The 14,877-nt window shown below is 67.6% G+C and carries 9 protein-coding genes; 5 read left to right on the top strand and 4 right to left on the bottom strand.

The window, feature by feature from the left end; all coding sequences use genetic code 11:
* Positions 1–16 precede the first annotated feature (16 nt).
* Together ASE79_RS03395 and ASE79_RS03400 are read right to left on the bottom strand one after the other, a co-directional pair.
* A complete protein-coding gene (locus ASE79_RS03395; RefSeq protein WP_056411729.1) occupies positions 17–1,990 on the bottom strand; it encodes an OPT family oligopeptide transporter in 1,974 nt (657 codons plus the stop codon).
* Positions 1,991–2,150: 160 nt separating this feature from the next.
* The gene (locus ASE79_RS03400) at positions 2,151–3,392 is read right to left on the bottom strand and encodes an N-acetylmuramoyl-L-alanine amidase (RefSeq protein WP_056411731.1); all 1,242 of its coding nucleotides are present in this window, start codon (positions 3,390–3,392) and stop codon (positions 2,151–2,153) included.
* A 549-nt stretch (positions 3,393–3,941) separates the two neighbouring features.
* Between ASE79_RS03400 and ASE79_RS03405 the strand changes: the two genes are divergently transcribed.
* The 5 genes from ASE79_RS03405 (at position 3,942) to ASE79_RS03425 (ending at position 11,756) form a co-directional block, all read left to right on the top strand.
* Positions 3,942–6,881 (top strand): ribonuclease E/G, encoded by a 2,940-nt coding sequence (locus ASE79_RS03405; RefSeq protein WP_235516730.1) that lies wholly within the window; start codon positions 3,942–3,944, stop codon positions 6,879–6,881.
* A 687-nt stretch (positions 6,882–7,568) separates the two neighbouring features.
* Positions 7,569–8,924: a M48 family metalloprotease gene (locus tag ASE79_RS03410; RefSeq protein ID WP_056411735.1), complete on the top strand. Its 1,356-nt coding sequence runs from the start codon at positions 7,569–7,571 to the stop codon at positions 8,922–8,924.
* The gene (locus ASE79_RS03415) at positions 8,921–9,631 is read left to right on the top strand and encodes a DsbA family protein (RefSeq protein WP_056411737.1); all 711 of its coding nucleotides are present in this window, start codon (positions 8,921–8,923) and stop codon (positions 9,629–9,631) included. The genes ASE79_RS03410 and ASE79_RS03415 overlap by 4 nt, the downstream gene beginning before the upstream one ends.
* A gap of 422 nt (positions 9,632–10,053) precedes the next feature.
* Complete coding sequence (locus ASE79_RS03420; protein ID WP_056411738.1) at positions 10,054–10,983, top strand: ABC transporter ATP-binding protein; 930 nt, start codon at positions 10,054–10,056, stop codon at positions 10,981–10,983.
* 11 nt (positions 10,984–10,994) lie between these two features.
* Complete coding sequence (locus tag ASE79_RS03425) at positions 10,995–11,756, top strand: ABC transporter permease (RefSeq protein ID WP_056411747.1); 762 nt, start codon at positions 10,995–10,997, stop codon at positions 11,754–11,756.
* A 140-nt stretch (positions 11,757–11,896) separates the two neighbouring features.
* Here the strand turns inward: ASE79_RS03425 and ASE79_RS03430 are convergent, their stop codons facing one another.
* Both ASE79_RS03430 and ASE79_RS03435 read right to left on the bottom strand, forming a co-directional pair.
* The gene (locus ASE79_RS03430; RefSeq protein WP_056413311.1) at positions 11,897–13,762 is read right to left on the bottom strand and encodes a CocE/NonD family hydrolase; all 1,866 of its coding nucleotides are present in this window, start codon (positions 13,760–13,762) and stop codon (positions 11,897–11,899) included.
* A gap of 53 nt (positions 13,763–13,815) precedes the next feature.
* Complete coding sequence (locus ASE79_RS03435) at positions 13,816–14,547, bottom strand: CPBP family intramembrane glutamic endopeptidase (protein ID WP_056411755.1); 732 nt, start codon at positions 14,545–14,547, stop codon at positions 13,816–13,818.
* Positions 14,548–14,877: the final 330 nt, after the last annotated feature.

Genomic DNA, 14,877 nt, shown 5'->3' on the forward strand with positions numbered 1-14,877 from the left:
GCGGGGAAACATCCTCCTAGCGCGACGCCGCCATCGTCCGCCGGTACATCACCCAGGTCAGCACGCCGAACAACAGCGTCCCGCCCACCAGCGCCACGCTAGCAAATCCGTCGCCGACCAGCGCCAACGGCGTCTCCTTGTTGGTGAGATACACAATCCCCGCAAACCCGACGCCCCACAGCGACTCCCCGACGATCATCCCCGTCGCGGTCAGCACACCCATCCGCTTCGCCAGCTCGGGATCGCGCGCCCGGTCCGCCCAGCGATCGTACATATAGCCGACGACCGCACCGATCGTGACCGGCAGCGTCACCGACATCGGCAGATACACGCCCAGCCCGACGCCGAGCGGCGGCAAGCGCAGCTTGCCCGCCTTGCCCAGCAGCTCGTCGACCGCGATCACGACAACGCCGGTCAGCGCGCCATAGCCGATCATCGCCCAGTTGAGATTCCCCCCCAGCACACCCTTCGCGAGCGCAGAGATCAGCGCCGCCTGCGGTGCCGCCAGCGCATTGGGCCCCGCCCCCGGCGCGCCCGCAAACCCCAAAGTGCTGCCGAGCAAATTGAGCACCGGCGGCACGACGATCGATCCGAACACCACGCCGATCAGCAACGCGACCTGCTGCTTCCACGGCGTCGCCCCGACGAGCTGCCCGGTCTTCAGATCCTGAAGATTGTCGTTCGAGATGGTCGCAATCCCGAACACGATCCCCGTCACGATCAGCCCGTAGGCGACCAAAGCCTGCGTCGTCCCCGGCTCGACCGCGCGGCCGAACCACGACACCAGCAGGATCGAGGCGGCGAGAATGGCGAGGATGCCGATCCCCGATACCGGTGAGTTCGACGCACCGATCAGCCCGGCCATGTACCCGCACACCGCCGCGATCACGAGCCCGATGACCAGGATGAACACCAGGCTCCCCGCGATCAACCCGATCGCCGACGCCTCCAGCGGGCCGCCCTGCAACACGGTCCAGAGCAGGATGCCGATCGGCACCAGCATCGCGAGCGAGCCGATCCCGACGATCCCGATCGGAATGTCGCGCTCCTCCAGCGCCAGCACTTCGCCGCCCCGCTTGGCCGCCGATGCCGCTAGCGCCGAGCGCACGCCGCCGACCACGGGGCCGGCGATCTTGAGCAACGTCCAGATCGCCGCGACGCCGATCACGCCCGCGCCGAAGAAGCGCACGTCCGAGCGGAAGACCGTGGTCGCGATCACCTCCGCGGTGCCGGTGATGCTCCCGCCAGAGGTCAGGATCGGCAGCAGAATCCACCAGCCGATGATGACGCCCGCAAACATCGCCATGCCGACCGAGATGCCGACCAGATGCCCGGCGCCCAGCAGCGCGAACGAGAGCCCGCCCGAAATCCCGGTCGCACCCGCGCCGACGCGGAACCACGTCGCGGCCTCGGCGGCGACCAGCTTGGTCTGAGTCAGGATCGCGAAGCCCGCCGAGACGATGGCGTTGGCGACGATGATGCCGAGTCCCCGCGCACTCTCCTCGCCGCCCTCGCGACTACCCGCGCCGACCTTGAGCACCTCGGCCGCCGCGCGCCCCTCGGGGTAGGGCAGCACGGTGTCGACCACGAGCGCGCGGCGCAACGGGACCGAGAACAGCACGCCGAGCACGCCGCCGAACATCGTGATCGCCGCGGTGGTGAAGAACGGAAAGCCCTGCCACCAGCCGATCATGACGAGGCCGGGCAGCACGAAGATGATCGCCGCCAGCGTGCCCGCGGCGGACGCGATCGTCTGGACGATGTTGTTCTCGAGGATCGTCGAATCCTTGAACAGCCGCAGCACCGCCATCGAGATCACCGCGGCGGGGATCGACGTCGCGAACGTCAGCCCGATCTTGAGCCCCAGATAGACGTTCGCGGCCGTGAACAGCAGCGTGATGATCCCGCCGAGCACGATCCCGCGAAAGGTAAGCTCGCGCATGCTCGTTTCGGGCGCCGTTTTGGGTACGCCCCGCGTCGCGTCGGTCATCTCGTCAGCCTCAAAGCAATTTGGGCGACTTGTGCCATGATGTGCGGTCAGAGGAAACCGTATCGACCGTAACCCGTATGTTCTCCCGCGAAGGCGGGAGTCCAGACTGGGCTCCCGCCTTCGCGGGAGAACAAGAAGGGGCTGCCCCCCTCCCCAAATCCTACCGCACCGCCATGCGCCGCGCGAAATTCACCTCGACCGCGCGCGTCACGCTCTCGGCGATCCGGTGCCGTCCCTCGGCGCTGTCGAGGAACGCCGCGTCCTGCGGGTTCGAGATATAGCCCGTCTCGAACAGGATCGACGGCATGTCGGGCGCCTTCAGCACCATCAGCGACGCCATCCGGTGGAAGTTCGCTTTCAGCGGCATCAGCGGCTTGGCCTCGCGCCCGAGCAACCGCGCAAACGTCGCCGACGCGTTCATCGTCTCGCGCTGGGTCAGGTCGATCAGGATCGACGACACGTCCGCGGGCGCCTCGCCCAGGTTCACGCCCGAGATCACGTCCGCCTTGTTCTCGCGCGCCGCCAGCCGGGCTGCCTCCTTGTCCGACGCCACCTCGGACAGCGTGTACGCGGTCGCGCCGCTCGCCGTCTCGGTGCCGGTGCTGTCGCAGTGGATCGAGATGAACAGATCGCCCTTCAGCCGCCGCGCGACGCCGTACCGCTCGCGGAGGATCAGATAGCGGTCGTCGCTGCGCGTCAGCGCCACGCGCACGCGCCCCGATGCCAGCAATTCATCGCGGATGGCCTTGGCGACCTTGAGCGTCACGTCCTTCTCGCGCAGCCCGTTCGGCCCGATCGCACCCGGATCGACACCGCCATGCCCCGCATCGATCACCACCAGCGGCCGCGTGTCGTCGCCGTCCACGCGCGGCAGCCGGACCCCGCGCGCCTTGGGCGGCACCGCGACCGACACCTTGTATCTGGGCCGCGAGGCCGCGCCGAAATTGAACGGAAAGAAGTTGAGCGGCCCGGCAATTCCCGCTTCCGCGAACTGGTCGTCGTCGACCGTGCGCAGCGCCAGCGTGAGTTCGCGGCCGTCGGAATCGAACCCGCCATCGGTGACGATCGCCGGCTCGGCAAGATCGAACACCATCCGCATCCCCGAGCGCCCGCTGCGCATTTGCGTCACGCCCGTCACCAGCCCGCGCGCCGCGACCTCGCGACCCGGAGTCGCGCCGGTCACGTCGACCGCGATCTGCCGCGGCCCGGTCAGCACGCGGCTGGCGGCATCGCCGACCGCCTCGTCGAACCGGATCACGATCCGCCCGTCCCGGATCGCGACGCTCTGCACGGTCGCCGCCCAGGCGGGCACGCTCGTCAGCCAGCCGGCCATGAGGGCGATCACGGTAAACACCCCGCGTCCTTGCCGTGCGGACGTACCGCCGGTCCAGCGAAAACCCATGCTACACCCCTTTGATCGATACATCCGATCGCTGCACGGACAGGTAAGCCCCGGTGTCCCAAGAGCGCGTTGCGGTGTGCGGTTAATTTGCCGTTTGCCACGAATTTGCCGGCAACGCGCTGCCGCCCCGGCAATTCTGCGCCTTGCTGCCCCAGTTCCGCGGTGAAGCGCGCGTGTCCGCGGGCGGTTTGCCGACATTATGTGGCGCATTGCGGGATCGGGTATGCAGTGCTAGTCCTGTCGTACAGCCGTGTGTCGCCTGGTTTGACCAGCGACGCGCTGGTCTCGACGCCCGCCTGCGGATCCTCGCCGGCGCGGCAATTCAGGTTGACGCTCGAATGACGCATTCCCCCCGCCCCGCTCTCCGACCGGCCTTCGCCGACGGGATCGCGGTCGTGCGGGCGCCGCAGGGAGAGTTCCCGCGGCATGCAAACCGAGCAGAGGCAGTTTCGCATACCTTCCGCGGCTCAGGACGTCCGTGTCCGACCGCCCCACCATCAAGCGCGCGACGGCTGCCGACAGGCCCGGCGCGCGCGCGGAGATTCTATAATGACAACGCGCATGCTGATCGACGCACGCCACCGGGAAGAAACCCGGATCGCCGTCGTCAAAGGTAACCGGATCGAGGAATTCGATTTCGAGAGTGCCGAACGCAAGCAGCTGAAAGGCAATATCTACCTCGCCAAGGTCACGCGGGTCGAACCGTCGCTCCAGGCGGCGTTCATCGATTACGGCGGCAATCGCCACGGCTTCCTCGCGTTCAGCGAGATTCACCCCGATTACTACCAGATCCCCAAGGAAGACCGCGACGCGCTGCTCCGCGAAGAAGCCGAGCATGCCGCCGAGGAGGCAGCCCTGCGCGCCGACTATGATGCGGACGACGAAGAGGGTGACGACGAGGACGATATCGAGCGCTTCGAAGACGATGGCGGGGTAGATCCCGACGTCGCCGAGGAACTCGAAGGCGGCGAAACGGGCGATGCTCCGCGCCGCAAGCGCAAGTCGAGCAGCGACGATGCCGCGGTCGAGGACCTGCGCGAGCGTCGCATGAACCTGCGCCGCCGCTACAAGATCCAGGACGTGATCCATCGCCGCCAGGTGCTGCTCGTCCAGGTCGTCAAGGAAGAGCGCGGCAACAAGGGTGCGGCGCTGACGACGTATCTGTCGCTCGCCGGCCGCTACTGCGTGCTGATGCCGAACACGAGCCACGGTGGCGGCATCTCGCGCAAGATCAGCAACGCGGGCGATCGCAAGCGCCTGAAGTCGATCATGGCCGACATGCAGCTGCCGCCGTCGATGGGCTGCATCGTCCGCACCGCCGGGCTCCAGCGTTCGAAGGTCGAGATCAAGCGCGACTTCGATTACCTCGCACGTCTCTGGGACGGAATCCGCGAAGCCACGCTCCAGGCGTCGGCGCCCGCGCTCGTTTACGGCGACAGCGACCTGATCAAGCGCGCGATCCGCGACATCTACAACAAGGAAATCGAAGAGGTCATCGTCGAGGGCGAGGACGGCTATCGCCAGGCGCGCGAGTTCATGCGCCTGCTGATGCCCACGCACGCCCGTCGCATCAAGCACTACGCCGATCCGGTTCCGCTGTTCCAGCGCGCTGGCGTCGAGGATCAGCTGTCGGCGATGTACCATCCCGTCGTCCAGCTGAAGTCGGGCGGCTATCTGGTCATCAACCCGACCGAGGCGCTCGTCTCGATCGACATCAACTCGGGCCGCTCGACGCGCGAGCACAGCATCGAGCAGACCGCGACCGCGACCAACCTCGAGGCAGCCCAGGAAATCGGCCGCCAGCTCCGTCTGCGCGACATGGCCGGGCTCGTCGTCATCGACTTCATCGACATGGATAACAATTCCAACGTCCGTAAGGTCGAGAAGGCGATGAAGGAGGCGCTCAAGAACGATCGCGCGCGCATCCAGATCGGCCGCATCTCGTCGTTCGGCCTCATGGAAATGAGCCGCCAGCGACTGCGCACCGGCGTGCTCGAGGCCTCGACGCGCGCCTGCCCGCATTGCGAGGGCACCGGGCTGGTGCGCACCGCATCGTCGTCGGGTATCTCCGCGCTCCGCCTCATCGAGGACGAGGCCGCCCGCGGTCGCGGCTCGCTGCTGACGCTGCGCGCGAGCCAGGAGGCGGCGGTCTACATCCTGAACCGCAAGCGTGCCGACATCGCCGAGATCGAGGATCGCTACGGCGTGATCGTCGAGATCATCCCCGGGCAGGACGAGGAAGGCGCGCACATGACGGTCGAGGCCAGTGGCCCGCCGCCCGCGCACGCCCCCAAGTTCGTCCAGATCATCGAGGAAGACGAGGACGACCTCCCCGAGGAGATCGAGGACGAGATCGAGGAGGACGAGGTCGAGGAGGCCGAGGCCGAGCAGCCGCGCCGTCGTGAAGGCGGTCGCGAGGGCAATGGCGAGCAGCGCGCGCCGCGCGAAGCTCGCGATGCGGACGGTGAAGGCGGCAAGAAGCGTCGTCGTCGGCGTGGTCGTCGCGGTCGTGCGCGTCCCGGTGAGGACGGCGCGGTCGAAGGCACCAACGGCGAGGGTTCGTTCGACGAGGCCGACACCAACGTCGAGGAAATCGACGCGGTCGAGGGCGACATCGTCGAAGTCGGCGGTGGCGAGGAGGCCGAGACCATCATGTCGGCCGAACAGGCCAACGGTGTCGAGGGCGAAGGCCGTCGTCGTCGCGGTCGTCGCGGTCGTCGTGGCGGTCGCCGCAACGAGCAGGGGTCGGACAACGGCCAGTCGGTCGCCGTCAGCAGCATCGACGATGCCCAGCTGATCGCCGAGGCCCCCGAGCCCGAGGCGTATGAGCCGGTCGAGTCGACCTATGCCGAGCCGCCTTACGAGCCGGCGCAGGCGCCGATCGTGCAAGAGGCGCCGGTCGCCGAGGTCGCCGACGGTCCGAAGATGCGCCGTCGTCCGCGCGCCCGCGCGGCAGCCGCTGCGGCGAACATCGCCGAGCCGGTTGCAGAGGCGGCCCCCAAGGCCCGCCGTGGTCGCAAGCCGCGCGCGGTCGAGGCGGACGTCGAGACGGTCGCACCCGAACCGGTCGCGCCCGAGCCCGTCGTGGCCGAACCGGCTGCGCCGAAGCCGAGCCGCCGCCGTCGTGAGGCGGTCGCCGAAGCGACGATGGGCGAGGTGAGCGCAACGCCCGCCGAGACCATCGAGGCTGCGGCGCCGAAGCCCAAGCGTGCGCGGCGCAAGGCGTCGGACGCGGCGGCCGAGACGCCCGTCGTCGAGGAAGCGCCTGCGAAGGCCGCCAAGCCCCGCGGTCGCCCGCGCAAGGCTGCCGTGGTCGACGCCGGCGATGCCGCGCCGACCAGCGAGCCGCTCGACACGCCGATCGCGACCACCCCGCCCAAGGCTGAAGTCCAGCCGCAGGACGTCGCGACCGACCGCACCGACGATGGCACCAACGACGGCCCCGACGGCGCCCCCCGCCGCGGCTGGTGGCAGCGCACCTTCGGCTAACGCCGGACGCTGTGACCGAAGGACGGGCGCGACCGAAAGGCCGCGCCCGTTTTCGTTTATGGGGCGGGCGACTACCGGTGAAGCGTTCCCCGCCCCCAAAGCCTGTGTCCCCGCGAAGGCGGGGACCCAGACTGGGCTCCCGCCTTCGCAGGAGCACAAGAAACGAAAGCAAGGCGCAGTTGGGACGTTCAGCGTTTTCAGGAACGCCCCCGCCCCCCCTCACGCCACAACCCCGGCGAAGGCCGGGGCCCAATTGGAAAGGTGGCAATAACGAAGCGCCACCCTCCGTCAGCAACGTCCCCCAACTGGACCCCGGCCTCCGCCGGGGGGGGGGCTAGGAGGCAATCGCGGGCTGCCGTGCCGAACCAATGCCAACGCCAAACCAAAACCCGTCACCCCAGCGAAAGCTGGGGTCTCCCCCGAGGCTCGCGACGCCCGCCAAACTGGGAGATCCCAGCTTCCGCTGGGATGACGGAGTTTCGGCCGTGCCCACGCTCCCCAAACGAAACCTCTGTCCTACACAAGCAAACCCTGCTCCCCTCCCCTCATGCAAACCCCGCCCTCCACCACCCCGACAAAACCCGCCCGAGCGTCTGCACTTTCTATACTTCACTCTGTCGCAGCCCTCTCCACGCCCCCACCGCACAACGGTTGCCCCCCCGCCCCCAATCGACGATAACCCCCGGCATGAAGCGCTTCGTAGCCGCCGCAGCCACCGCCCTCCTCCTCTGGACGCAACCCCTTCAGGCGCAGTCGATTCTTCGCGACGCCGAGACCGAGACGATGTTCGCCGAGATGTCGAACCCGCTCATCAAGGCCGCCGGCCTGTCGACGCGCGACGTGAAGGTCGTCCTCATCAACGACGACTCGATCAACGCGTTCGTCGCGGGCGGGCAGACCGTCTACGTCCACTCAGGCCTCATCCAAGCCGCCGACAACGCCAACGAAGTCCAGGGCGTCATCGCGCACGAGCTCGGCCACATCGCCGACGGCCATGTCGTCCTCGCCGACCGCGGCACGAAACCGGCGATGGGCATGTACCTGCTATCGATGGTCCTCGGCCTCGCCGCGATGGCCGCGGGCAGCGGCGAAGCCGGCGCGGGCATCATGGCGGCGGGCCAGCAGGCGGCGATGGGCAGCTATCTCTCGTTCAGCCGGGTCCAGGAATCGACCGCCGACGCGACCGGCGCGAAGTTCCTGCGCGAGGCCAACGTTTCGGGCCGCGGCATGCTCAGCTTCTTCAAGAAACTGCAGCAGCAGGAATATCGCTTCGGCACCGCGAACATCGATCCGTTCATGCAGTCGCATCCGCTCTCGGGCGAACGCGTCGCGACGCTCACCGCCGATCTGCAGGCCTCGCCCGCCTGGGCCAACAAGCCCGATGCTGCGCTGGAGGAACGCTTCCGCCGCGTGAAGGCGAAACTCGCGGGCTACGTCCTGCCCGCCGACCAGACGCTGCAGGCCTTCCCGCCCAGCAACCAGTCGATCTACGCGCACTACGCCCGCGCCTATGCGTATCACAAAGCCGGCTATCCCGAGAAAGCCGATGCCGAGGCGAACGCGCTGGTGAGGGCCGAGCCGACCGACCCCTATTTCCTCGAGATCAAGGGCCAGATCCTGCTCGAGGCGGGCAAGCCGGTCGAGTCGCTGGTCCCCTTGCGCGAGGCGACCGAGGGCTCGCGCAACAACCCGCTGATCGCAACCACCTTCGGCCACGCGCTGATCGCGACCGAGAACAAGGCGAACTATCCCGAGGCGACCCGCGTCCTGCGCACCGCGGTCGGCCGCGACGACCAGAACCCGTTCGCGTGGATGCAGCTCGGCACGGTGTACGAACTGACCGGCGACACCGCGCGCGCCGCGCTGGCGACCGCCGAACGCGCGAGCATGGGCGGCGACATGCGGACCGCGTCTGCCAGCGCGCAATATGCGCTCGCCAACATCCCCGCGAACACGACCGACTGGATTCGCGCGCAGGATATCGCGATGGCCGCGCAGAACGAGATGGACGACAACCCCAAGCAGTATAAGCGCCGCAAATGAGCAAACTCACTTTCCCGGCTATTGCAGTTGCCGGCGCCCTCATCGGAGGCCTCGCGGTCTGGGGTTTCGATCGCCAGGGCGGCGGCGTCGAGCGCGCGCAGGTCGAATCGATCGTCCACGATTACGTGCTGGCGCACCCCGAAATCCTCCCCGAGGCGATGGAGAAGCTGCGCGACCGCGAGTCGGGCAAGACCGTGACCGCGAACCGCGAAGCGATCGTCACGCCGTTCGGCAGCGCATGGGCCGGGAATCCCAAGGGCGACGTCACGCTGGTCGAGTATTTCGACTATAATTGCGGTTATTGCCGCGCGAGCCTGCCGATGATCGCCAAGCTGATCGCCGCCGATCCCAAGGTGCGCGTCGTCTTCCGCGAACTCCCGATCCTCAGCGCGGAAAGCCGCATCGCCGCACGCGCCAGCCTGGCGGCAGCACAGCAGGGCAAGTTCGCCACCTTCCACGACTCGCTCTACGCCGGCGGCCCGGTCAGCGACGCCTCGATCGCCGCCGCGGCGGGCAAGGCCGGGGTCGATCTCTCGCAAGCTAGCTTCACCAAGACCGCCGACGCCGAGATCGCCAAGAACATGGAAACCGCCGCCAAGCTTGGGCTGACCGGCACCCCAAGCTGGGTCGTCGGCGACCGAGTCCTGTCCGGCGCGCTCCCGCTGGAGGACCTGCAAAAGGCGGTAGCGGCAGCACGGGCGGGCTAACCCCACCCACCCCCGTCATCCTGACGAAAGTCAGGACCCAGAGCCACAACCGGACCGCATGCGGCTCTGGATCCTGGGTCGAGCCCAGGATGACGGAATGGCGGTCGGAGTGGGCGCGGCGGGCCGCATCCCACCAACTCCGTCATCCTGACGAAAGTCAGGATCCAGAGCCAATACCGGAGCGCTTGCGGCTCTGGATCCTGGATCAAGCCCAGGATGACGGAATAGCGGTCGGAGTGGGCGCGGCGGACCGCAACCCACCAACTCCGTCATCCTGACGAAAGTCAGGATCCAGAGCCACAAGCGGACCGCATGCGGCTCTGGATCCTGGGTCGAGCCCAGGATGACGGGATTTGGGCGGCCCGCCCCCTATCAATAGGCGGGCAACACCCCCATCTTCCCCTCACGAAAAAGGGGTGCCAATGACCGAACCGATCCTGTCCGTCGCGGGCGTCACCAAGACCTACAAGAGCGGTACCACCGCGCTCCACCCCGTCGATCTCGACATCCGCAAGGGTGAGATCTTCGCGCTGCTCGGCCCCAACGGCGCTGGCAAGACGACGCTGATCAGCATCATCTGCGGCATCGTCACGCCGACCGCCGGCACGATCAAGGTCGCGGGCTACGATGCGATCCACGATTACAAGCAGGCGCGCAGCCGCATCGGGCTGGTGCCGCAGGAACTCAACGTCGACATGTTCGAGACGGTGCTCGCCACCGTCACCTTCAGCCGCCGGCTGTTCGGCCGCTCGGGCCACAGCGCGTATATCGAGCAGGTGCTCCGCGACCTGTCGCTGTGGGACAAGCGCCACGCCAAGATCATGGAATTGTCGGGCGGGATGAAGCGCCGCGTCCTGATCGCCAAGGCGCTCAGCCACGAGCCCGAGATCCTGTTCCTCGACGAACCCACCGCGGGCGTCGACGTGGCGCTGCGCCGCGACATGTGGAAGCTCGTCCACCGCCTGCGCGAAGGCGGCACGACGATCATCCTGACGACGCATTATATCGAGGAGGCCGAGGAGATGGCCGACCGGGTCGGGGTCATCAACAAGGGCAAGCTGCTGCTGGTCGACGACAAGGCGGCGCTGATGAAGCAGCTCGGCAAGCGCGAACTCGACGTGTCGCTCCAGGATCCGATGACCGCGATCCCCGCCGAACTGGCGGACTGGGACGTGTCGCTGCAGGACGACGGCAAGCGCCTGCGCTACGTGTTCGACGCGCAGGCCGATCACACCGGCATTCCCTCGTTGCTCCGCAAGCTCGCCGAACTCGGCATCGGCTTCAAGGATCTCGAAACCAGCAAATCGAGCCTCGAAGACATCTTCGTCGATCTCGTCGGAGAGCGCGCATGAATATCCCCCTCATGAACTGGCACGGCATATGGGCGATCTATCGCTTCGAAATGGCGCGCGCGCTGCGCACCTTGTGGCAGAGCCTCGTCACCCCCGTCCTCACCACGTCGCTCTATTTCATCGTCTTCGGCGGCGCGATCGGCAGCCGGATGCAACAGGTCGGCGGCGTCGGCTATGGCAGCTTCATCGTCCCCGGCCTGATCATGCTGTCGCTGCTCACGCAGAGCATCTCGAACGCGTCGATCGGCATCTACTTCCCCAAATTCACCGGCACGATCTACGAGCTCCTGTCCGCGCCCGTGTCGGCGATGGAGATGGTGATCGGCTATGTCGGCGCGGCGACCACCAAGTCGGTGATCCTCGGGCTGATCATCCTCGCGACCGCATCGTTCTTCGTGGATCTGCGCATCGAACACCCGCTCGCGATGATCGCGTTCCTGGTCCTCACCGCGGTCGCGTTCAGCCTGTTCGGGTTCATCATCGGCGTCTGGGCCAACGGGTTCGAACAGCTGAACTTCGTGCCTGCGCTGCTGATCACGCCGCTCACCTTCCTCGGCGGCGCGTTCTACTCAATCGACATGCTGCCTGAGCCTTGGCGCACCGTCAGCCTGTTCAACCCGGTCGTCTATCTGATCAGCGGCTTCCGCTGGAGCTTCTTCGGGCAGGGCGATGTCGCGGTGGGGATCAGCCTCGCGGTCACGGCGGGCTTCCTCGCCGCATGCCTCATCGTCATCGCGCTGATCTTCAAGACCGGCTGGCGGATGAAGAACTGACCTGCCCCCCCCAGGGCACCACCCCGGCGGAGGCCGGGGTCCAGTTGGGGGACGTCGCTATCGAAGGACGGCGCTTCGTTACCTCGACCTTCCCAACTGGGCCCCGGCCCCCGCCGGGGAGGTGCAAGCAGCTACAAACCTTACCGCATCACCGGCAACGTAACCCGCGATCCCGCACAGACCCTCTGCGTCGCCTTCACATAATCGCCCGGCTTCGCCCGCGCGATGTTCGCCACGAACGATTGCGGGTTGCGGTCGATCATCGGGAACCAGCTCGACTGGATCTGCACCATGATCCGGTGCCCCGCCTTGAACACATGGTCATGGTCGCGCAGCGGCACGTCCCACGTCACGACCTTGCCCGGCACCAGCGGCTGCGGCGCGGTATCGCTGGCGAGGAACCGCCCGCGCCGCACCTCCATCGCGATCGGCAGCTGATAGCCGTTGAGCGTCCTGGCATAGTCCCCCGGCTGCGCGGTCTGGCCGTCGAACGGCGCGGTATCGTCGGGCAGCACGTCGATCAGCTTCACCACGAAATCGCTGTCCGTCCCACTCGTCGATGCCTGCAACGTCGCCGACAGCGCGCCCGTCACCGTCAGGTCCGCGTCGAGCGGTTCGGAGACATAGCCAAGCACGTCGGGGCGATGATCGACGAAGCGCTGGTCGTCGGCCTCCCACCACGACCAGTCAGGGCTGGCATAGGTCGCCGACATCGGCCGCCGGCGGAACGGCACCGGGTTGGCGGGATCGGACACATAGTCGCGGCACCCCTCGCCTGCCGCGGGCGCGGTGAAGGACAGGCTGCCATCGGCATGCAGATACAGGTTCGTCGGTTTCGCCCCCGCCGGCGGCCACGCGGCATAGGTCTTCCACGCGTTCGATCCCGACTGGAACATCTTGGCGGCAAAGTCGGGCCGCGGCCCCTTGCCGTGCAGCCAATAGGCGAAGAACGGCGCCTGGATCTGCTCCTGGAACTGCGTGCCGCTGGGCGCCCCGATCGGGATCGGCCCCAGATGATCCGCCACCCCCTGCCAGCCGCCATGCCGCCACGGCCCCGCCACCATCTGCGCCAGATGGTGCGGGTCGTTGCGCTTCTGCCTGGCGTAGATCTGCCAGGAGCCCCACGGATCCTCCTGGTCCCAGAATCCCGCGACGTTCAGCGTCGGCACGGTCGTCTCGCCGAGCGAATCCGTCCAGCGCTGCCCGGTATAGAAGGCGTCGTGGTTGGGGTGATCGAGCAGCGCGGTGAACATCGGCACCCGCCCCTTGAAGACGGTCCGGTCGATCGCCTCCGCCGACCCCTGTTTCAGGAAATAGTCATAGGTGTCGCTGGGATAGGCGAAATCCGAATTCTTCGTTTTGTCGAGCTGCAGCGACGACACCCAGTCGGTCGCATAGCTCAGCCGCAACGCGCCGTTGCGGTGCAGGTCGTCCGACTGCCAGTAATCGATCCACGCCGCCTGCGGGCTGACCGCCTTCAGCGCAGGATGCGGCTTGGCCAGCGCCACCGCCGCCGCGAAGCCGGGATAGGAGACGCCCCACATACCGACCTTGCCGGAATTCGCAGGCAGCGTCTTCACCAGCCAGTCGACCGTGTCATACGCATCAGTCGCCTCGTCGACCGCCTTGGGATCGTTCGGATGCACCGCGGTCGACAGCGTGAAGACGCCGTCCGACTTGAACCGCCCGCGCATCGACTGGAACACGAAGATATAGCCGTCCTTCATCAGCGGCCCGAAGCGGCTGGCGCTGGCGAACGGCGCGTCGGGCACCCCGTAGGGCGTGCGCTGGAGCAGGATCGGCAGCGGGCCCGTCACCCCGCGCGGCCGCATGACGACGGTCTGCAACCGCGCGCCGTCGCGCATCGGCACCATGACCTCCTGGTAGGTGAAGGGCGATGGCTGCGGGGCCTGCGCACCCGCCTGCCCCGCCCCCGCTTGCGCGACAGTGGCGCCGGGTACCGCGGCGGTGATCGCCAAGGCGAGCAGGAGGGCGTGGCGTGACATCGGTGTCCCCTTGATGAAACCAGCCGCGATTGGACGAACCCGCGCCGGCGAAGTCAAGCCGCGCGCCACGCGCCGGTCAGCGCCGGGCGCAGGACCAGCGAATTGAGATCGATCAGCGCGTGCAACAGCATCGCCAGCCACAACGACCCGGTCATGAGGTAGACCGCCGCCATCAGCGCACCGACGATCGTCGTGGCGATCACGCCCGCCCACCCCTGATAGCGATGCATCGCCCCGAACAGCGCGACCGCGACCCCGAACGCGGCGATCGCGCTGCCGGTGACGATCGCGAGCAGCAATGGCAGGAACAGCCGGAACGCGAGTTCTTCGGAGATACCCGCCGCGATCGCCATGACCGCGGCATGCGCGAGTTCGGGGCGATTACGCGGGAGAAGCGACCCGACATTGCCGATCGGCTTCAGACCCCGCCCGCCGCGCCACATCGCGAAGAGCGCGCCGAGCACCAGCCCGCCCAGCGCGCCGCCACCCATCAGCCCCAGCAGCGCGGCACGATCCTCCCCCTCGAACTGCGGCAGCCAGAGGCGCAGGGCATCGAATTCGACGGGAATGGTAACGAGCGTGTCGAGCCGACCAAGCAGCGCGAGCCCGACAAGCGCCGGCAGCACGAAGCCGATCCCCGCCTTGCCGATCCACAATCGATAGGTCCGCTGGCGCGATGCAGTATCGGGCCGCCGCTTGATCCGCCGATACCCGCGCAGATCACCCTTGAGAAACCAGCGCAGCGCGCCGAGCGTGAGGAGCAGGAGAGCCATCGGAACGATCATGCCGGCACTCCCACCGCCCATACGCCCCACTGCTACCGCCCTTGTTCTCTACAGAGGCCGAAGCCAGTGCGGCCTTGTTCTCCCGCGAAGGCGGGAGCCCAGTCTGGATCCCCGCCTTCGCGGGGAAACAGGATGGTAGTCCGCAACCCCAACCCCATACTCCACCCCGGCGGAGGCCGGGGCCCAAATGGAACGTCCGGAGTAACGAAGCGCATCGCTACGTTAGCAACGGTCCCCAATTGGACCCCGGCCTCCGCCGGGGCGGTGCTCACCTATCGACGAGGCCAGCACCGGGGCGGTGCTCAAATGCCAATGAGGCGAAGCCCCCAG

This window comes from Sphingomonas sp. Leaf28 (genome assembly GCF_001421685.1).
GTDB classification, from domain to species: domain Bacteria; phylum Pseudomonadota; class Alphaproteobacteria; order Sphingomonadales; family Sphingomonadaceae; genus Sphingomonas; species Sphingomonas aurantiaca.